At 31.7% G+C, this 21,053-nt stretch carries 19 protein-coding genes; 4 read left to right on the top strand and 15 right to left on the bottom strand.

Annotated features, from left to right (window positions below; genetic code table 11):
* Positions 1-348: 348 nt before the first annotated feature.
* The 3 genes from BXU10_RS15850 to BXU10_RS15840 all read right to left on the bottom strand — a co-directional run bounded on the left by BXU10_RS15850 (position 349) and on the right by BXU10_RS15840 (position 6,577).
* Entirely contained in the window at positions 349-2,802 is a 2,454-nt protein-coding gene (locus tag BXU10_RS15850) for a TonB-dependent receptor (protein WP_078228341.1), read from the bottom strand.
* 207 nt (positions 2,803-3,009) lie between these two features.
* The gene (locus BXU10_RS15845; protein ID WP_078228338.1) at positions 3,010-4,164 is read right to left on the bottom strand and encodes a PepSY domain-containing protein; all 1,155 of its coding nucleotides are present in this window, start codon (positions 4,162-4,164) and stop codon (positions 3,010-3,012) included.
* A 73-nt stretch (positions 4,165-4,237) separates the two neighbouring features.
* Positions 4,238-6,577, bottom strand: a complete 2,340-nt coding sequence (locus BXU10_RS15840) for a TonB-dependent receptor (RefSeq protein WP_078228335.1) — start codon at positions 6,575-6,577, stop codon at positions 4,238-4,240.
* Between the two features lie 331 nt (positions 6,578-6,908).
* Here BXU10_RS15840 and BXU10_RS15835 point away from each other — a divergent pair, with 331 nt between their 5' ends.
* Positions 6,909-8,018 carry an MFS transporter gene (locus tag BXU10_RS15835; RefSeq protein WP_223255475.1) on the top strand — a complete coding sequence of 370 codons (1,110 nt, stop codon included), beginning with the start codon at positions 6,909-6,911 and terminating at the stop codon, positions 8,016-8,018.
* Between the two features lie 83 nt (positions 8,019-8,101).
* On the opposite strand, the gene BXU10_RS15830 is transcribed toward BXU10_RS15835, so the two are convergent.
* From BXU10_RS15830 to BXU10_RS15820, 3 genes are read right to left on the bottom strand one after another with little or no spacing between them, the layout of a single operon-like run.
* Complete coding sequence (locus BXU10_RS15830) at positions 8,102-8,563, bottom strand: hypothetical protein (protein WP_078228329.1); 462 nt, start codon at positions 8,561-8,563, stop codon at positions 8,102-8,104.
* A gap of 48 nt (positions 8,564-8,611) precedes the next feature.
* On the bottom strand, positions 8,612-9,079 hold the full coding sequence (locus BXU10_RS15825; RefSeq protein WP_078228328.1) for a hypothetical protein: 468 nt from the start codon (positions 9,077-9,079) through the stop codon (positions 8,612-8,614).
* 15 nt (positions 9,080-9,094) lie between these two features.
* Positions 9,095-9,571 carry a DUF6265 family protein gene (locus BXU10_RS15820; protein WP_078228325.1) on the bottom strand — a complete coding sequence of 159 codons (477 nt, stop codon included), beginning with the start codon at positions 9,569-9,571 and terminating at the stop codon, positions 9,095-9,097.
* A 210-nt stretch (positions 9,572-9,781) separates the two neighbouring features.
* Here BXU10_RS15820 and BXU10_RS15815 point away from each other — a divergent pair, with 210 nt between their 5' ends.
* Positions 9,782-10,687 carry an IS1595 family transposase gene (locus BXU10_RS15815; RefSeq protein WP_078226492.1) on the top strand — a complete coding sequence of 302 codons (906 nt, stop codon included), beginning with the start codon at positions 9,782-9,784 and terminating at the stop codon, positions 10,685-10,687.
* Between the two features lie 104 nt (positions 10,688-10,791).
* Here BXU10_RS15815 and BXU10_RS15810 read toward each other — a convergent pair whose 3' ends face one another.
* Positions 10,792-13,101, bottom strand: coding sequence for a type IA DNA topoisomerase (locus tag BXU10_RS15810; RefSeq protein WP_078228322.1), 2,310 nt, complete (start codon positions 13,099-13,101; stop codon positions 10,792-10,794).
* Positions 13,102-13,552: 451 nt separating this feature from the next.
* Between BXU10_RS15810 and BXU10_RS15805 the strand changes: the two genes are divergently transcribed.
* Entirely contained in the window at positions 13,553-14,344 is a 792-nt protein-coding gene (locus BXU10_RS15805; protein ID WP_078228319.1) for a DUF5995 family protein, read from the top strand.
* Between the two features lie 105 nt (positions 14,345-14,449).
* Here the strand turns inward: BXU10_RS15805 and BXU10_RS15800 are convergent, their stop codons facing one another.
* The 7 genes from BXU10_RS15800 to BXU10_RS15765 all read right to left on the bottom strand — a co-directional run bounded on the left by BXU10_RS15800 (position 14,450) and on the right by BXU10_RS15765 (position 19,666).
* Positions 14,450-15,889 carry a hypothetical protein gene (locus tag BXU10_RS15800; RefSeq protein WP_078228317.1) on the bottom strand — a complete coding sequence of 480 codons (1,440 nt, stop codon included), beginning with the start codon at positions 15,887-15,889 and terminating at the stop codon, positions 14,450-14,452.
* A 246-nt stretch (positions 15,890-16,135) separates the two neighbouring features.
* Positions 16,136-16,729 (bottom strand): class I SAM-dependent methyltransferase, encoded by a 594-nt coding sequence (locus tag BXU10_RS15795; RefSeq protein ID WP_189328102.1) that lies wholly within the window; start codon positions 16,727-16,729, stop codon positions 16,136-16,138.
* Positions 16,730-16,783: 54 nt separating this feature from the next.
* Positions 16,784-17,218: a hypothetical protein gene (locus BXU10_RS15790; protein ID WP_078228313.1), complete on the bottom strand. Its 435-nt coding sequence runs from the start codon at positions 17,216-17,218 to the stop codon at positions 16,784-16,786.
* Positions 17,219-17,230: 12 nt separating this feature from the next.
* Positions 17,231-17,650 (bottom strand): hypothetical protein, encoded by a 420-nt coding sequence (locus BXU10_RS15785; RefSeq protein ID WP_078228310.1) that lies wholly within the window; start codon positions 17,648-17,650, stop codon positions 17,231-17,233.
* A 102-nt stretch (positions 17,651-17,752) separates the two neighbouring features.
* Complete coding sequence (locus BXU10_RS15780; protein ID WP_078228307.1) at positions 17,753-18,253, bottom strand: DUF3859 domain-containing protein; 501 nt, start codon at positions 18,251-18,253, stop codon at positions 17,753-17,755.
* Positions 18,254-18,483: 230 nt separating this feature from the next.
* Positions 18,484-19,170: a hypothetical protein gene (locus tag BXU10_RS15770; protein WP_123922029.1), complete on the bottom strand. Its 687-nt coding sequence runs from the start codon at positions 19,168-19,170 to the stop codon at positions 18,484-18,486.
* A gap of 136 nt (positions 19,171-19,306) precedes the next feature.
* Complete coding sequence (locus tag BXU10_RS15765) at positions 19,307-19,666, bottom strand: hypothetical protein (RefSeq protein WP_078228856.1); 360 nt, start codon at positions 19,664-19,666, stop codon at positions 19,307-19,309.
* Between the two features lie 188 nt (positions 19,667-19,854).
* On the opposite strand from BXU10_RS15765, the gene BXU10_RS15760 reads away from it, so the two are divergent.
* Positions 19,855-20,178: a hypothetical protein gene (locus BXU10_RS15760; RefSeq protein ID WP_078228301.1), complete on the top strand. Its 324-nt coding sequence runs from the start codon at positions 19,855-19,857 to the stop codon at positions 20,176-20,178.
* Positions 20,179-20,456: 278 nt separating this feature from the next.
* Here BXU10_RS15760 and BXU10_RS15755 read toward each other — a convergent pair whose 3' ends face one another.
* Positions 20,457-21,005: a hypothetical protein gene (locus tag BXU10_RS15755; protein WP_123922028.1), complete on the bottom strand. Its 549-nt coding sequence runs from the start codon at positions 21,003-21,005 to the stop codon at positions 20,457-20,459.
* Between the last annotated feature and the right edge of the window lie 48 nt (positions 21,006-21,053).

The raw sequence follows: 21,053 nt of genomic DNA, 5'->3' as shown, positions 1-21,053 counted from the left end.
ATGAATAATATTTGTTAATGTATTGGTTTTAGGGGAGTAAGGTTTCAAAAAAAAATGCCTTACTTGATAGTAAGGCATATAAATTGGTTTAAGTATTGTAAAATTTCTTAATAATACAAATTTATTATCTGGAATTGAATTAAACTTATTTTTTGATCTGCTTTTTGCTTTTTCTAAAGAATGTCGTATGTTTTGACCTTCCTATTTGTAACAGAAGAGTTAGGATATAAAAAAACATATCATTTTGAAGCAGCTTTCAAAAAAACGTTTGCTTACTTGCTAAGTAGACTAAAAATTAAAGAGTACTAATTTAAAAAATCAGTTCTTTTTTGGAATTATTATGTGTTTTTAAAATTTATAGCTAAAACTGACCAAAACATTTCTTGGTTTCTGAGGATTCACTGTGCCCCATCCGCCATTGAAATATTCCTTATTGGCAATGTTATTGATATTTAATGCTACTCTAAATTTGTTGGTACCGTAAAAAAGGGATCCATTTATAACAGTGTATGACGGCAGTACAAATTTCCCGAGTTTATCACTGTTGATAATTGCATTTTCACTGGCATAATTTCCTCCAAAGCCTAGTCCAAAATCTTTCAGCATTCCATATTGAAATTTATAAGTTGCCCAAATATTAGCTAAATTTTCAGGTCCTGACCACATTGGTCTTTTGCCTTTTTCTAAAAACACATTTTTAATATCTCCTTTTGTTACTTTACTCTCATTATAGCTGTAGCCCGCAATAATATTTAAGCCTTTTGCAGGAGATGTATTCAGATCAAATTCAAAGCCTTTGCTTCTTGATTCACCTCCCTGAATACTATTTAAAGGATTTTTTGGATCAATTGTTACCAAATTGACTACTTTGATATCATAATAATTTAGAGTTGCATTTAATTTTTCGTCAAGAACATTTGCTTTAACACCAAATTCCAATTGATTGGCATGTTCCGGATCAAAGGCTTCAGAACCGACAGAATTTCCATTAGTATCATATGATTTTTTTGGCGAAACGTTTTTAAAACCATTCATGTAATTAGCGAATATAGAAAGCTTGTCAATAATAGGCTGATACAATAAACCGAATTTTGGGGATAAGGATGTTTGATTATAATCGTCATTATCAGTTTTTATATCTGCTTCATTATCAAAATGATCAACACGTAAACTGGCCATTGCTATTAAACTTGGAAAAATATTGATAACATTTGATGCATATACACTGTATGTTGCATCTTTGCTATTATAATTTGTCGTGCCGGATTTTGCAAGAACAGCATCTACAGAACTGCGGGTTGGGTATGTTGGAGCATCCTCAGTTCCGGTATAGGGATTAAGATAATTAACTTCTCCTTGTGGAGTAATATTATAAAGCCAGGCATAACCGGAACCGCCAAATTTTAATTCTTGTGAAAAGTAATCAAATCCGGCAACAATCCTATTGCGCATATTTCCGATTTTAAAATCACCGATAAAATTTTGTTGAATATCAGTAGTTACTGTTTGCGATTGCTCTTTGGTAATATTTACAGCAAATTCGCCTAACCCATTTTCATTATCAGGCATATATGAATAATAGCCATCCGATTTAGTAGAACCTCTTGATAATGCTGTTTGCGAAGTCCATTGTTCAGAAATATTGTAATTCATCTGAGCCTGTAAATTGAACTTGGGGTTTTTTATGGACAAATCATTACTATAAAAAGAAAGTTTAGTGTTGTAGTTTAATTCATCAAGATTGTCAAATTGCAATGGTGAGGATCTTCCTAAAAATAACATCGGAGGTGTTGTTTTTTCTTCTTGCATAAATTCAGTATTAATCAGGAAAGATAATTTTTCATTAACCTTGTAGGATAGAACAGGTGATACAAAAAAAGAAGTACGGAAACCTGCATCCTGAAAACTATTTTCTGTCTGATATGCAGCATTAATTCTTACAGCAACATTATCTGACTCATCTATAGAGGTATTTATATCAGCAGTAACTCTGTTAAGTCCAAAACTTCCGGTAAGATAAGACACTTCTGTGCCAAAACCTGAATAAGGTTTTTTAGTTACTGTATTAATGAGTCCTCCGTAACTAATCAGGCTGCTTCCAAACAAAGTTCCGGATGGGCCTTTTATAACTTCGATCCTTTCAATGTTGGCAGGATCTAAACTACCATTTGTTAAACCGGGTAATCCGTTTACAATATTTGCCTGTACATCAAAGCCTCTCAATGTATAAAAGGATCCGCCATCTCCGCTACGACCTGTTGATTCCCATAATTTTTGAATACCGGGAACATTTTTCAAGGCATCATCAAAATTTGTTATCGCCTGTTCTTTTAATAAATCAGCAGTAACTACATTGTAAACTTGTGGATTTTCAATGTTTTTAAGGGGCATTTTTGAAACATAAGTGCTTTGTTTCGGAAAGAGTTTTGCTCTGTTATTATTATATATAGTTACTTCTTGTAGTTGTTTGTTTGAAACTTTTAACTGCAAATTAAGTTTTGTTGTTTCATTGCCTGTTACTTTTACCTCTTGTTCGAGTGTTTCGTAACCTGTTAAAGATATTTGTAAAATGTAGTTATTGGCTTTTATATGGTTCAATTCAAAATTTCCATTTTCATTAGTTATTGTGTTATATTTAGTGTTTTTGAGAATGATATTTACACTGGCAGCTGGTATTCCATCTGATGTAGTTATGATTCCACTTAGTTTTCCTTTGTCCTGAGCAAGGCAATTTGTGGCTGAAATTAAAAACATGCAAATTATAAAAATAAAATATTGCTTTGGTAGGTTAGGATAGTTCATAGTTGTGGTTTGTAAAAATGTATCTTAATAAGTAAATAGTGCAAATCTAAGTATTTAATGTAAAGAAATGCTTAAATATTTGTTTTATTCTTAGTTGTTCGTGTTTCTGTGTAAGAATTATTTTATTGATAAAAATACCTAAATATTTAATTTTTATTGAAATATTTTTAAAAATTCACTTACCAAACCTTATTTTTGTCGAAACTACTAAATAGTTGTTGTCTTTTTTTTATTGTTTCGTCCCAACCAAATCAAAAAACCTGTGATAGGTAAACTCGCTGATATCAAACTGGCAATAAAGGCGAGTATTTTACCTGCTAATCCTAAAATACTGCCTACGTGTAAATCGTAATTAATAAATCGTAATTTTTCTCCGTTATTTTTATCGTTATAAGTTGTTGTTTTTAGAATTTTTGCTGTGTATTGGTCAAACTGTATGGCTACATCATCAAAGCGGCTTTCATATTTGGTAAAAGTTCCAACTGTTGCCGTAGAATCATTTGCTTCTGGTAGAAAAACAAAATAGCATTTGGCTTCGGGATGTAATTTTTGAAGGGTATTATAAATTGTATCGACTGAACTTTTCCAGGTAAAATGTGTAGTATCAGATTCGATAATCTTTGATTCTTTTTTAATCGTTTTTCCACCATTAAAAACCCATTGCACTCCTTTATCATAACAATCAAATGCCCAGACTAATCCGGTGAGTGCAATAATTAAAGCAAAAATCATCATGTAATATCCTAATATATTATGTAGATCGTAATTTTTGCGTTTCCATTTAGTGGTCTTTTTCCATCGGAACCAAAATCGTTGTTTGGCAGCCTGTTTGTTTTTTGGCCACCAGAGTATCAATCCTGTAATTAGTGAAATGATGAATATAATGGTTGCACTTCCTACGATTGGATCACCTATTTTGCTGTTTAAACAAAGCGTTTGGTGTAACATTCTGACAAAAACAAAAAACTCAAAGTTGTATTCTTCCCGTTTTTTCACGCTCCCTGTATACGGATCTAAATAAATGTAGGTGCTTTGATAACGATTCCAATACCAAATAGCATCTTTATCAAGTTCCTCAAAAAACGAGATAATTACAGTATGTTCATTATCATTAATTACTTTGAAACTTGAAAGTGACTGTTTTGGGCTGTCTTTGTTCGCTTTTTTTGCAATTTCGATTAATTCACTAATAGGCAGTCTTTTGTTTTTTACAGCCTCTACATGATAATATTCATGTATTACAGGACGTAATTCTTCTTCAAAAACATATATACAACCTGTAATTCCAAGGATTACTACAATTAACCCCGAGCCTAATCCGAGCCAGAGATGGATTTTAAGTATGAGTTTTTTTAATGACATAAATGTGTTTTATTTATAAAAGACAAATACCTCTGGCCATAACAACAGAGGTATTTTTAATGAATTATTATGTTTAGAATTTTAATGTCAGGTTAACCAATACGTTTGTTGGTGCTTGCGAATTTCCATAAAAATCCCAATATTTTTCATTTGTTAGATTGTTTAACTTAACTCCAACTCTCCAGGTAGGCTGATCATAAAATACAGTTGTATTATAAACAGTATAAGATGGAATATAAAAAACATTATCCTCAGCCATATAATTTTTTCCAACAGAATTTACTCCAAAACCAGCTCCTAAGCCTTTTAATTTGTTTTGAAAAGTATAAGTTGTCCAGAAGTTAACTACATTTTCTGGAGCTTCTGAGGCTTTATTACCATCAATTACAGGATTTGATGTTTTTATATATGTATTATCATTGTAGGCATATCCGGCTAAAATATTTAAACCTGTAAAAGGATTAGCAATCAGTTCAAAATCAATCCCTTCACTTACTTGTACACCGTCTTGTGTGGTAAATCCTTCTGCATTGGTTCTTGTAGTATTGTCAATTCGAATCTTATAATAACTCAATGTTGTACTTAACTTTTTATTGAATACTTCGGCTTTTACTCCCCCTTCATATTGAACAGCGTAGATTGGGTCTAAAATTAATTGAGTTGCATCTGGTTGAGTTATGGGAGCAGAATTTTGAAATCCATTCATATAATTTGCAAATAAAGAAACCTGATTTTCAATTATCTCATACACTAATCCTAATTTAGGAGATAATGCTGTTTGGTGATATCCTTTTTCATCTTCAACATCCGGACGATTAAAATTATCCAAACGCAAACTCAACATAGTTGATAATCTATCTGTAAAATTAATTACATCAGAAGCATACACGCTAAAAGTTTCTGTACCGCTAACCGGATATGTATTTTGTGTTAATGTTGCATCAACATCTTTTCTTCTCAATGGAGCAACATTAGTTGTTACATCAACAGTGTCAAAAGATTTTGCACCTGACGAAAAACCGTTTTTGTTATAACTGTAATTTGCTCCGGCTAAAAATTTGTGTTTGATACTTCCTGTAGAAAATTGACCATTAATATTTTCCTGAATATTAGTATAATTATCATAAATAGGGCCCCAGTTACCAACTCTTCTTGTTGCCACAGTGGGAGAACTCCATATCAAATAAGTTTGATAACTGCGTTCAACATTTTCGCCCATAAATGAAAATAGGGTTGTAGATTTCCAATTTTCAGCAATTTGATACTCTGCTTGTGCAAAAATTTTGTTTGCTGAAGTTTTAGCATCATTATCGTCATGAAATAATGTTTTTTTATAATCAATTTTTAAATCTTCAGGATTATTTATTCCGGAATCTTCATTGTATATGTTGTAAGTACGTCTGGTATTGTTTGAGGTTATCAGCTCCGCATCAATATTAAAAGTAAGTTTTTCATTTGCCTTAAAAGTAAGACTTGGAGCTACTGAAATAGTTTTGTTGAAACCATAATTTAAAAAACTTTTTTGATTATTAACCGCAAGGTTAATTCTAAATAATACTGTTTTATCCTTATTTAAAGGAGTATTTACATCTGCAGTAAGACGGTTTAATCCAAAGCTTCCGGCTGTATAAGACACTTCTGATGCAATAGTTTCAAAAGGTTTTTTAGTAACTAAATTTACCACACCTCCAAAAGATGAAATAGTTGAACCAAATAAAGTTCCGGACGGCCCTTTCATGACTTCAATTCTTTCCACATTTGCCAAATCAATAGAAGAGCGATTACTTGATGTTTCCATACCATTACGGGCATTTATTCCTGTAGTAAATCCTCTAAATGAAATACCAATTCCTCCAGATGGATAAGTAACAGGAACAGCTCCTGGCGTATTTCTTATGGCACTTTCAATGTTTACCGCTACTTGCTCCTGCAACAGTTCTTTATGAATTACACTATAAACCTGTGGGTTTTCTAGATTAGATATAGGCATTCTTGCAACATAATCTGTCTTTTTAGATAAGATGCTTTTTCGGTTGCTTATTACAACTTCCTTTAATTCTTTTTTTGATACTTTTAATTGTAAATTAAGGACCGCTGTTTCATTTTCTGTTACTGTTACTTCTTGTTCTAAAGTTTGATAGCCTGTCAAAGAAACCTGTAAAGTGTAGGTATTTGGTTTTACTCTGTTGAATTCAAAAACACCCTCTTCATTGGAAATGGTCACATACTTAGAGTTTTTAAGAATAATGTTTACACCTGCTGCGGCATCGCCGTCAGATGTGGTGATTGTACCTTTTATTTTTCCATGGTTTTGTTGTGAAAAAACTGTAAATGCTGATAATAGCAAACTGATTGAAAATAGAAAACTGATTGAAAATAGAAAACGACATGTTTTCAGATTAAAATACTTCATTAAAATAAAATTTGTTTTGGTTATTATTTTTATTTAGAATTAATAAAAACAGTGTAAAAGTAAAAATTAATACCTCTTCAACAAATATTATTTAGATTGATTTCAAATAATTTATTAATGTTTATTAAAAAGGAGCAAAAAATGTTAGAAGTATTTTTTTTATTATAAATTATTAAACATTTAATTGTTTTGTTATTTTAAAGCATTTTAGAAAAGTTTAAAAAGGGAATTTGGTTTTAAAAACCTTAATTTTGCAGAAAATTAAATTGAAAATAGCTCAATGATTATTCCCTTTTTAAAAAAAATACAGAATACTCCCAAAGGATTTAGATTGGCTAATACTGTATTTTTTTTTCTTTCCGGATTTGGATATTCCTCATGGGTATCCCGTATTCCGCATATTCAGGCCCAATTACATTTATCCGAAGCCCAATTTGGAGCAGTCTTATTTGCTTTTCCAATTGGTTTGATGCTGACAATGCCTTTTACCGGAAAATTATTAAATAAACACAGCAGCCGTTATATCATGCTTTTAGGGGCAATTATGTTTAATATTGTACTGTCCTTACCGGGTTTAGTAGCCTTTGTATGGCAATTGGTTATCGTACTTTTAATTTTTGGAGCTTCGCGCAATATTTTCAATCTATCGATTAATGCACAATCTCTTGAAGTACAGAAATTATATCCAAAATCGATTATCACGAGTTTTCATGCTGTTTGGAGTATCGCTGTTTTTTCGGGAGCAGGTTTTGGGTATGTAATGGTAACACAGCATATTGCGCCATCTCATCATTTATTAGGAGTAAGTGTTTTTATGCTGGCTCTTACGGCTTGTTTTTATCCGTTGAGCATTCATAATGAGCCGGTTCCTGTGAAGAAAAAATTCTTTGCAATGCCGGAAAAGAACCTTATAAAATTCGCTGTCATTTGTTTCGTTTCCATGGCCTGCGAAAATACCATGTATGACTGGAGCGGTATTTATTTTGAAAATATTCTGAAAGCTTCTCCAAAATTAACCAGTGCTGCATTTGTGTTTTTTGCAACAGCAGTAACTTTAGGACGAATATTTGGAGATTCTGGTGTAACGAAATTTGGGATAAAAAAAATTCTGCTTTACAGTGGAATTTTAATTACTGCAGGTTTTGCACTTTGTTTTATTTTGCCGTATGCTTACCCAACTATTTTTGGTTACGTTTTAATTGGTTTTGGAGTTTCCTGTGTGGTTCCGTTAGTATTTAGTATTGCCGGAAGATCTTCAAAATTAAGCAGTGGCTCAGCTATAACTTCTATATCTACAATTGGGTATCTTGGTTTTTTACTAGTTCCGCCAATGGTAGGTTTTATATCTGAATATTTAAGTATGAAATGGGCGTTTTTAATTATGGCAGTTTTAGGTATTCTGATGATTTTTATGGTGAATAAGATAGGGGAGGATGAGTAGTTTTTTTAAGTTGCTAAGCGACCGAGATGCTTAGATTCTAAGTTTTTTGTGAACGATAAAAGTTTAAAATTCCGTTTGAGTACTCATTTTTTGCTAATTTCTTTTATATAATCTTTCCATTTTTGTTTTTCAATAATATATGAATATTGATAACTTTTTTCGCAAAATCTTATCTTGTTTTTAAATTCCAGAGTATCAACATAAAAGTAATCAAGTTCTTCTTTTTGATTATAAAAATGAATAGAAAATGAGCTTTTTGGACAACAGCAGTAACCAGTTTTTGTAGCATTTTCAAAAATGGTTTCAATGTCCTGGACTTGTTGTTTTGTTGTAGTTTTAAATTCTTTAGTTGCAATATACGATTCAACATTTACTCTTTTATTTGTTAATCTTGAATCGTAAGCTTTTATAACGATTTGATTACTATCTGTTAATATTGAATTGAAGGAAAAATTATCCCAGATATCATCAATTGAATTTTGGTTTTTTTCGTTGCAGCTTATTATTAAAATTGAAAATAGAAATAATAAAAAGACTTTTTTCATTAGAAACAATTTTTAGGTTTATTTCAATAATACCAGAAATTATATTTATTAAAACTCGCAAACTTTAGATGTATTAGTCTCTATTTCTTTTTTGAATTCTGGAGGTAAATGTAATTTGGATGTACAAAAATCTTTCATTTCATATTTTTGTGTTTTTTTATTGAATAGTATTGCCTGATGTGAAATGTGGTCTGAATTATAATACCATACATTGGTATCTTTATCAATATATAAAAGCCAATAATGATTGGCGCTAAAAGTTTCGTTTAGACTTTGCTGAAATAATATTTTATTATTACGATCTCGAATGGCAAATATTTTTGAACCATCTTTTAATTCTTTAATTAAAATATTTCTGTTTTTGCCCGGGATATTGTAGATTCCTGCATCATATAAAAAACCTGATTTAATATTTTTGGATCTTAATTCAGAATTATTGCATGATATAAAAAGAACTAAAAATAAAATATGAAATGACATTGATTTTATAACAAATTGTAATGTTCTATTTTCCATGATTCTAAGAAAAGATTACTTCTTCTTCATAATAAACCTTTCCGTAGTCGGCTTCCCATTCAACTTTCCTGAAATTTCAGCTGTCAAAGTATTATTAGCTCCTTTTGTATAAATAATTTTTTGTGGATAATCGTGTTTAGGGTTTTCGAAAACCAATTGTTTGTCTGATTCTGAAGTAGAAGGGAAGGAAACCGGTTTGTCATCATTTTGACCTTTTACAGTCGCTTTGTAAGTAAGCGTTTCACCTAATTGAGCCAAAATAATGTTTTCAAAATGCAAAGTATCTTTACCTTTGATAAAATAAGAAACAGCGTTAAAAGTACTGTCGTTTACTTTTTTCCAGTTTTCGGTTAAAATACCATCCGGTGAAGTATTTTCCCAGTTTCCAATTAGCCAGTCTGCTTTTTTGATTTTGTCTTTTTCAACGGTTTCTTTTTTCTGACAGGAAACGAAAGCTATAATAAGTGCTGTAAGCGTAATTTTCTGAAACATATTTGGAAGTATTAGTTTTAATAGTACAGCTAAAATAGATAAAAATTATTTGCCATATCCCGAATGACTAAGATAAAGAAGCAATTATATTAATTTTTGTTATTAAATTTTGTTTACGCAGATTTAAAAAAGATTTATAAAATTTAAATTTTGATTATCCGTAATTACTCATAATTGAATAAAAAGCCTTATTTTTGATAAAAAAAAGCGATGAATATATTCAATTTTACTGCAAATTTTGGAAGCGAAGAATCTTGCCGACTTCATTTTAAAGAAGAAAGAGATAAGATCGGAGTTCAATGTAAATGCGGAAGCACAGAACATTTTTGGATAAAAAGCAGATGGAGCTATGAATGTAAAAAATGTAGAAGTCGAATTTCATTACGTAGTGGAACGATAATGCAAAGTTCGAATTTATCATTTTTGGTTTGGTACAAAACTATATTTTTATTAACGGCAACAAAAAAAGGATTTTCGAGTAAAGAAATTCAAAAACAATTGGGATTGAAACGTTACGAGCCAGTTTGGTCTATGGTTCATAAACTTCGAAAAGCAATGGGAAATAGAGATGCACGCTATACTTTGGAAGGAATGATTGAATTTGACGAGGGTTATTTTACAATTGAATCTACTGAAATAGAACAAGAAAAAGGAATTCGTGGACGTGGTGCTGTTGGGAAATCTAACGTTGCAATTATGGCAGAATCTACCGTTTTAGAAGATATAGAAACGGGTGAAAAATCAAATCAGTGCAGGTATTTTAAAGCAAAGGTTTTAACGGATCATACATCGGAGCAAATAAATCAAACTATACAGGAATCTATTTCTGAAAAAAGTATCCTTTTTACAGACAAGAGTACTTCATATATAGACATTGCAGAATATGTAGAAATTCATATAACTGAAAAATCCAATAAAGAAACAACCACAGAAACTTTAAGATGGGTTCATATTGCAATTAGTAATGCAAAAAGAAATTTCCTAGGAAATTTCCATAAAATTAAAGGAAAATATCTTCAATTATACCTAAATGAGTTCGTTTACAAGCTTAATAGGAGGTATTTTGAGGAAAAATTATTCGACAGGCTAGTAATAGCAAGCATCACAGGGTTATGACTAAAAACGGATAATCAAAATTTAAATTAAAAAAATCTGCTTAAATCTGCAGAATCTGAGTGAAGCAAAAAATATTTTCATCTTTTAATCTGGGGCAGAAAAACTCAAATACTAGCTGTTAAAATCGAATACACCAATTCCTTAGTTGGTTTTTGATTTTTTAATTTTGCTCTTACATCATCAAAAGTCACTTTAAAATCACAACCCGATTTATATTCACTGCAGCCGTAAGCGTTTTTGCCTTTTAGTATTGTCCCTTTTTTGCACTTTGGACAGATTAATGAATCTGAATTTTCTTTTGAGTCAGTTTTTTTATCACTTTTCTTTGGTTCTAACTTTAGTTTATAGTTTTCTTCAAACCGAATTAAACCTTCAACAGTGCCCTCATCAGTTTTAAAGCCTTTTATATTGACAGTTGAACCTTTTTGAATCAGGCGTAAATATTGGCTCTCAGTAATCTTTTTATCATGAAAAACAAAAGGAAGCACAAAATCACAACCCAACTTGTACGCACTGCATCCATAAGCTGATTTACCTTTTATGAGATTTCCTTTTTGGCATTTTGGACACGTTTCTGCCGAAATTCCTGAGGATTTCTTTTTTTCTTTTTCAGGTTTTACAACTGGTTTCTGAATCATTGCTGCATGAGAAATGTTTGCGTGTCTGGTTTCACTTCGTACTTCAGTAACCAAAGCTTCGACCATGCGTTTCATGTTCTTGATAAAGGCACCTGCAGTAAAAGTACCTTTTTCAATGTCTTTCAGTTGTTTTTCCCAGGAACCGGTAAGTTCTGCTGATTTTATCAATTCATTCTGAATCGTATCAATCAATTGAATGCCTGTTGGAGTAGGCAAGACCTGTTTTTTATTTCGTACAATATACTGACGTTTAAAAAGCGTTTCAATAATATTAGCGCGCGTAGACGGACGCCCTATACCATTTTCTTTCATCAATTCGCGTAAATCTTCGTCATCAACTTGTTTTCCTGCAGTTTCCATGGCACGCAATAAAGTCGCTTCAGTAAACTGATTCGGTGGTTTGGTTTCTTTTTGAAGGAATGATGGTTCGTGCGGTCCTTTTTCACCAACCACAAAATTTGGCAGTAAATCTGCTTCTTTTTCTTTTGCACCCGGATCTTCAAAAACAACACGAAACCCTTTTTTTAAGATCTCTTTTCCGGTAGCTTTAAACATAACTTCAGCAGCTTTTCCTATTACGGTTGTGTTGGCAACCAGACAATCATCATAAAAAACGGCAATAAAGCGTTTTGTTATAATATCATAAACCTGCTGCTGATTATATTGCAGATTGTTTTGAACTCCGGTCGGAATAATAGCGTGGTGGTCAGTTACTTTTTTATCATTGAAAACCTTAGGCGATTTTTTGATTTTTTTCGCTAAAATGGGCTGCGTCAGTTCTGTGTAACTGGTTAATTTTTGCAGAATCCCAGGTACTTTTGGATAAATATCATTGGGTAAAAATGTCGTATCTACTCTTGGATATGTAATTACTTTTTGCTCGTAAAGTGTTTGAGCAATTTTTAGTGTTTCCTCTGCCGAAAATCCGAATTTCTGGTTGCAATACACCTGTAAACCTGTTAAATCAAACAGTTTTGGTGCAAATTCATTTCCGTTTTTTTTATCAATCGAAACAATTTCAAAATCACTTTCTTTGACTTTATTCGCCAAAATTTCCCCATCTTCCTTATTCAAAAAACGACCTTCTTCATAACTAAAAAGTGTTTCCCTGTATAAAGTCTGTAATTCCCAATAGGGTTGGGGCTTGAAATTTTCTATTTCTTTAAATCGGTCAACCACCATTGCCAAAGTTGGTGTCTGAACCCGGCCAATAGACAGGACTTGTTTATACCCGCCGTGTTTTACGGTATATAAACGTGTAGCATTCATACCTAATAACCAGTCACCAATAGCTCTGGAAAAACCGGCGTAAAATAAATTATCGTAGTTGGCAGCTGGTTTTAAATTTTCAAAACCTTCTTTTATCGCTTCGGTGGTTAGCGAAGAAATCCATAAGCGCTGTACTTCGCCTTTGTAATGGGCTTCGTTCATCACCCAACGCTGAATAAGTTCTCCTTCCTGTCCGGCATCCCCGCAATTTATTACGACTGTGGCTTTGTCAAATAAACTTTTTATGATTCTAAACTGTTTTTCGATACCCGAATTTTGAACTACTTTGGTTTCAAATTTTTCAGGAAGCATAGGAAGGTTGTTCAAATCCCAACTTTTCCAATGCGGCTTGTAATCATTGGGTTCTTTTAAAGTACATAAATGCCCAAAAGTGTAGGTCACGGCATAACCATTGCCTTCATAGTAACCGTCATGTTTGGCATTGGCACCCAAAACGGATGCGATTTCTCGTGCTACACTTGGTTTTTCGGCAATACAGACCTTCATTTTCTCTTTTTATTTGAAAGCGAAATTAAGGATTTAGAAATTGGTATTGAAATTTTTTACGGTTTAGCAATCAGGTTTGGTATTAAGATGCAAAGTTTTTTGTTAGCGGCATAAAACCTTAGTGACTTAGCGTCATTATTAACCTGCAAAGAAATCCGGCATTGTTTTCAGAGTATCTTTTGAGTACATTTTTTTACCATTTTCAAGTGATTTGTTATAATCAATACTGTTAGTTTACATCAGCTTTAAAACTGATGTAAAAGCCAAGATCGCCCCATACATTACAGACCGTTGCGGTATAATAGTTTAACCCGGTAATCATAAGATTTCCAATAAAACAATATTCTAAGGCGAGTATTAAAAATAACAAGATATTTACTTCAAATAAACTTTTTTGAAAGATTAAAATAATTATATTCGCTTATGTTAATTTAATCTTAACCAGCTATAAATGAATATAAAACAAGCTACTACAATAAATGAAGTCATTCAGTTATTGGATGAAATAATTGAAACATCAAAACTGGAACAAAGTGCTATAGGTTTGTTTACTATGCTATATCGTGAAGTTACTGTAAGAATCAAAGAAGGGATTGCTGATGGTTCATTTCAGAATGGGGAGCGAATGGAGAAACTTGATGTTATTTTTGCCAATCGATACCTAAAGGCGTATTACCAGTATAAAGCGAAAGAAAAAGCATCAGACTGTTGGGAATTCTCCTTTAAGCAGGCAGAAAGTTTTTGGCCAATAGTTGTTCAGCATTTACTACTTGGAATAAATGCCCATGTAAACCTCGATTTAGGAATAGCCTCGGCTGAAGTTAGTACGATTAAAAACATAAAAGATTTAGAATCTGATTTTAATCAAATTAATATTATTCTTAGTAATCTGGTAGAACATGTCGAAAAATGCTTAATCAAAATTTGGCCAACACTCGCAATTATACTGAAATTATCAGGCAAAATTGATAACTTTTTTATAGATTTTAGTATGAAAACTGCTAGGGATGGAGCCTGGAAATTTGCAAATGAGTTTGTAGTAACTCCGGAAAATCAAAGAGAAACCTACATACAGAAAAGAGATAAAAGAATTGCCGAAATCGCCAGATTGGTTTCAAATCCAGGATATTTTGTAAGTGCTGTTTTCAAGTTCATTCGTTTATTCGAAAGGGGAGATGTTGCTCAAAAAATAATGAATTTGAAAATAATTGAAGAAAAAAAAACTGAGTGTGTGGTTATTTAGTTTTGAATAATCAATTTCAACATAAAAACCACAAACTTTCGCTTGTGGTTTTTTTATATTTAAATTTTATATTTGCTTTAATAACTAAAGTGATCATCCATTTAGTTATCTTAATTTTTGTCGCAAATTATAATCGTCCATGATTTCCTTAACACTTTCCTGTTTAATTTGCTTTCTGGTTAAGCCTTTCAGGCTTCCTACATACCCATTAAAAACATGGCTAATATAAAGGGGAGAAAGTTTCGATCTGTGAGAGGCATTATGACATGACAAGCAATTAACCAGACTATCGACTGTAACCTGATGTATTGATTTCGGGCCAAATCCTACCTGAACATAGGTTTCCATCGTAATATTGTAGGCTGCAACAGAACCTCTGGTCAATTTTCCGGGTGTAGATTCTGAAAGAGTACCACTTAGCGAGTCTAATAAAGCAGCTTGTTGCTGAGTCGTATTGTATCCTTCCGTATTGATCCATATTGAACCATTGTAAAAATAATTATTCCAAATACCTTTCAACTGTTTCTTAACACTTTGATTAATGGTACGAATATTATTAAAGTTCTCCGAGCCATTTTGACTTGTTTTCATGAAAAGCTGAACATCATGAGAACCTTTCATTGCCTTTTCAACCGGAACACCATGTTTATAAACCGAAAACACATCAGTATAAATCCCGTTTCCAGACGTTATATTTGTAATTGTTGAAGTACTGCTTTTATTAAAAAAGGGATAATCTACAGTACTGGTAACAGGTGCATCAGTCGTTGGTGTTGCTTTTGACCAGTCATAAGCAGGAGCAAGGTTTTCATGCTCAAAAGTAGCCCATACAAACTCCGGATGGTTCTCTACAACTCCTACGACATGCATTCCTAAAAGTGCAACTTTCGTTTTTACTCCATTAATTACTCCCTGCGTAATAAAATAAGAAGAAGGATCTTTAAGAACACTCGCATCAATCCAGGAGGTTTTAAGTTCTAATGAACCTACAGGAAACGTGATACCTTTTATTTTTGAAGGATCATTTTTTGCTATTGGACCATATTTTAACATTGTATCGTGCATCTTTTTATCCATGAATATCGAATAATAAACCGTAGTAGATTTTGGAACGCCAGATGTATAATTAGGTGTTTTTAAAATATCAGTAGAAGAACTTGCCTGAGCAGTATCCGTTAAAACAATTCCGTTAGCAGGATCTAATCGCTGACCTGTTGCACTCACCTGGATCAGCGATGTCATAAATGATGGTACTCCATTCACCTCATTAGTCAGCCAAAGAAATTTTTGCCAGGACCACTGGTGAAAGTCACAATTGGTTACCGTTGCATTGTTGGCAAATACGCTTGTTGGGCCTTCATTTGGCGCAGGAGTTTGTCGGGTGTTGTTTACCATCGTAAACCAATCGGAAGGAGCCAGGCACTCAGTAGCTGCGGTACTGTTTTGTGCAGTTGTATAATCATCTTTGTCTCCTTTTGAATCCTTTTTACAGGCGCAGAGTGAGATTAGCGTAATTAAAAGTAATACCTTTTTTGTCGTTTTCATAATGGTTTTCTTTAGTTAATTTTTGTAGTTATCTCTTTTGGAGACCTGAAATTAAACAATTAAGAAACTGACTGCTGAAAAAATGTATTAAGCCTTCAGGATTTAGGTACAAAGACAAGAAAAATGGGTATAAGTAAAATAGCATAAGGTACGATAGTTCTAATATCTTAGCAGAGGCAGTTTACGAATACGACTCAATAGAATATTGTAGCTGCTTATTTTTTGGCAAGAGCGGAGTATTTATTTTTACTTTTTTCTTGCCAGCACAACCCAGTCCCGCTGGTCTTTTTCTTCGACAAAATTTTCAATTGAATATACGATATCAAAACCAAGATCTTTCATTAAGCTGAGAACAAAATCTTTTGACAGGCAGCTGTAATAAAATTGCTCTCCAAACATTTTGTCAATATGTTCATCTTCTTTTTTTCCGTGGGTAAAAAGAAAATAACCTCCGGGAGCTAACAGGTGATATACTTTGTTGTAAATTTCTATCTGGCGTTCTTTTGGGAAATGGAAAAGCGAGTCCCAGGCAATAACTCCGTTAAACTTTTCATCTGATTCAAAATCAAAAAAATCGCAAGTACAAAAGACTACGTTATTAATACCGATAGATTTGGCTGCTTCTATCATTTTAGCCGATAGGTCAATTCCTGTTATGGAAAAATTACGGTCAGAAAGATATTTTGCTATTGGCATTCCTGTTCCGCAACCAATGTCTAAAATAGTTCCTTTTGAATTTATATAGTCAGCAAAGTCTATGATGGGTTTGTTTACAATAGTATTATTTCTGGCGTTGATCCAGCTGTCAATAATTTTATTGTATGAGTGTTTGTTTGTCAAAGGTTTATGGTATTTATAATTAAAAATCTGTGCTGTCGGGTTTATAAGGCAGATTTATAGTTTAAAAATATCAATTCTTCGCATCCACGAGATTTCTGATTCCAAAAACGTAAGTTTTGTTTGGACTATTTTATCACTTTTATCTCTCGGATTTTTAGTAACAAATCTCGCTGTAGAATTATTAAAATCCAACGTATATTTTGCATCAAAGTCTTCTTGTTTATTCGAAAAAAATGTAACCAGATTGTCTTTTGCGCTCCATTTTCCTTTTCCGTATTTATTTACTTCAGGTGGAATTCCTTGTTTGATATTTGAATAATAATGAAAAACGAATGTTCCGTCTTGATTTAAGGTCAGTTTATATTCAAATACATGTTTTCCATCAGTGTCAACCAGTGAACGCTCGTAATTACCAACGAATTGATTTGATTGTGCGAATGAGGTGAGGGTGAAAATTAAGAGTAGGGTAGTGATCTGTAGTAGTTTCATGGATTAGATTTTTTATTTATAGTATGGAAAAACCCAAAGGTCATAATCATCAGGAATATAGGTAGAACAATCTTCTATTTTGCAAATCTGAAAGGAGCGAATCACATTTTCATAAGTAGTTTTTCTACTAAATTTTAAATGAATCCCCTTATTTGCATCTTCAACTTTCATTATTTTTTGAATTTCAAGCTGAAACAGATTGAGGATACTATCATTATATTTTCCATTTCCGTTAAGTTGCAAATTAATTATTGATTTTGTTTTTACATATTCTTCTAATGTAAATCCCAATCTTTTCTCAATATCTTTATCACGATAATCAATATGAGTAGCTTTTTCTGCGAATGTATTATTTCTAAGCATCCATAAAAAACATGCAGCAACAAAAATCATAAAGAATGCTCCGTAGATATAAAAGGATTTTGTTTTCATTTAAATAGGTATTAAATAGCTGACAAAGCGTTGTACTTCAGCAGAAACACTTCGCAGATATGGTAATTACGACTTTTAAGAAGAAAGCTTCAAAGAGCAGTTTTAATACAAAACAAATGTCTTACTATAAACGAGTTTATTTTCTATAAAAATATTCATTTGCCAATTGCCTTTAATCAATTCATAAGGCTCATCTAAACTGTAAGATGAGGCTGAAGCGATATTAGTTGGCCTTTTTGTTGTGTATCTTATGCTTTTAAATTTTTCGCCTTTATCGTTTGTTATTTTTTCAGGATAAATCCATTCAATATCGATGTTAATGTCAACAGTATCTTTGGCAGTAACCATGTAAACAACTCCAAAATTTGCTTTTTTAACAGCCTTAATTGAATCTGTTTTTTTTATGATCTCAAAATCTTGTAACCAGCCACGGGTTCCTGTTGGAGAGTTCTTAAGTTCTTCGGTTTTTCTGCCTTTAACATTTGCTTGTCCATAATCGAGCTCCTTAAAATCTAAGTTTCCATAAGTTTTAGATTTAACAGTTGTCTGTGAAATGATTGTTTGTAAAATAAAGAAAGAAAACAATGTATAAACGATTTTCATATTATATTGGGTTTAAATTTAGTACGTAATTATGTTGGTTTTATCAAATCAATCCGGATAGGGACTAGTATTTATTTATGTTAGCTCTTTTTTGCAAATTAAAAACGGTACCTGAAGGACCCATAATCCAATGCATGTCTTTAGGGATTTTCTCAATATCATCACAGGTTTTTACATTGTTTTGTTTTAAATAATGTGTAGCTTCTTCAACATTGGGGTATTTAAAATAATCAGTCGTTAATAGTAAATAAACTGGTGTTTTTGTCAAAACTTCTGGGAAGATGTAACAAACAATTTGTATCAAAAATTTTTAAAATTTTGAAATTATTATAGCTGCTTAATTCTTTAAAATAAACTGTTTTTTTGGGTGAAGAAATTTTAAAGTAATCTAAATAGACCGGGCAAACTATTGGTCCGCCTAATCTTCCACCACCACATTGTGAAGTGTTTCCGATTACGATACTGTCAAACGGTTCTAAAACATCTTCTTCATTATGCAGACTTGTGATATTGTATACTTCTACTTTAGCACCTCTATTTTTCCAAAATAATGAATCTAACGGTTGCGGATTGTAATTTGGTGGTGAAAATTTATAATCGAGAGTGTAGATTACATCATCAATCATTTCTACATGATACAAATCAATACTTTTTGATTGTGAATTGGATTCATCTTTAATAGAAGTATTATTAGACTGATCGATTTTAAAATAATATTTCCTGCAATTTTTAAGGCTGGAATAATCTGAAATAACAATAGAGTCTGAAGATGCAGCGCTATTATCTTTACTCACATAACTAACTGTAATACAATTTTTTTTTGTGATAAAAATAGCCTGGATATCTTCATTTTTTCCGCTGAAAAATTTTAGATTCAACTTTTCAGGATTTGAAGCCACATCAGAAAATGTTAGCATTTTAGGATACTTATCTTTTTGGGGTTTTTGATAATCACACGAAATAAGGAGAAGTGAGAAAAGTAATAAAAGAAGTTTATGCATATAAGATTTATAAAGATTTTTAGTATTGTGTTTTGCTGTTGCGGGCACGGATTTATTCACACAATAAAGTATCAAATTCTAAATAAAGTTGAGTTGTAACTTCATTATCTATATTCACCCATTTATAGTTTCTTAATACATAAGCATTACCACCATCTAAAATTACCCATTCATCAATACCTCGTGCGCCATTTTTTAAATCATTTTTTGTTAACAATCCTATAGGAGCTGTATAACTTCTGTTTTTAGTTAAATATTTACAGTTGTTTTTCTCTATTTCTGATTGCAAAATGTATTTTGATTTTGTTAGGGAGGGAAGTGTATTATGTACTTGAATTGGAGACATTGAAGAGGAGCATGAAGTAAGAAATAAAATTACTCCTGTAAGATTTAGTTTGATCAGCTTATTCATTTCAAAAGGTTTAATTAGCATCAAATATAAGATATTTCTTGTGTAATCTTTAGGGTTTATTATTTTGATTTACATATCGGTTGTATACAACTGATTGTATACAATCCTCTAAAAGTAATCTATTACTTGTAATTTCGTCTCTATGAAAAATTAGAATAAAAAGACTATACAAACTAAAATAGAATATTATGGAAACACAACATAAAGTACAAATAGCAGAATTTCTTCAATCAATGTACACGTCAAAAAAGTTTAAAAAGCTAAAACCGCATCATAATAGTGATAATTCGTTTAATGTAACACTAAAAGTTTCCGGTTACAACCAATTAAACTTAATGGTTTCAGATTTGCTAAAAGCTAGTATTCTTTTGCTTCATCATGATGCACCAAGTTTACCAAGTCATACCGTAAATACGGATATTAATGTAATGACTTTACTTGAAATTGCCTTGCAGCTCTTGCCGGAAGATGAAAAGGAGTTATTGGATGAATTGCATAAGCTTCAGTTGTGATTTTTAGGTATAAAAAAAGCGCAAAGCCAGAGTTTGCGCAACACTTAGAATGAATAATTACCAGAGCAGGTATTGGTGCCAAAGAAAAGTCCTTTTTTGCTCTTTCGAAAGCTATTTCTTTTTCTTTCGCTGTTTCAGCTTTATGACATGATTTAATAAAACTAGAACTTTCTTTAATGTGCTTATCAGAACACATCTAGAAAAAAGGTGAGAAGAAAATCAGCATACTTAAGCTTGCTAAAAAACGAATTATATTTTTTCTGTTTTTCACAATAATGTTATTTAAAATGTTCTTTAACGCCTGTTGTGTGATTTTGTAATTTTACATTATAATATTTCTTATATATATCTTCTTTCCATTTTTCAAATTCTGTATGCAGTTGGAAAAATAAATTTTCAGATTCATTTTCAGGTTTTACTTTTTTAAGAAAGATACCTATTCCAACATTATGTGATTTTTCATTATGATTAATAACAAAATGCTCATCTTTTGAATCTTCCATAAATGTGTCAGCATATAAATACTTCAATTTTAACTCTTTTAGATTAATTAATGACACAATTAAGTTTTTAATTTCTATAGGGATTTGTGATTCAATTTGCTTTTCAATCTTTTGACTATATGAAGTATCATTCTTTTTTTTATTATTTCTTAAATAAAAACTTAAATCAATTTTGCAGTCAAAATATATATCTATAAAAAATGCAATTCTAAATAATCGTTCAGTCCATCCATCGGAATAAATATAGGAAAGTACATATTCTTCATTCAAAACATAATTACCAGTTGAATCAAATTTTTGAATATCGATCTGTTTAAAGTTCATTTTTACTTCTTTTTTTAACAATATCACACAACGGCTGTTACAAGCCGT

The sequence above is a fragment of the Flavobacterium sp. LM4 genome (assembly GCF_002017935.1).
In the GTDB taxonomy this organism is placed as follows: Bacteria; Bacteroidota; Bacteroidia; order Flavobacteriales; family Flavobacteriaceae; genus Flavobacterium; species Flavobacterium chungangense.
Note: the sequence above shows the minus strand (reverse complement) of the source record. Positions and strands in the feature narration are given on the sequence as shown.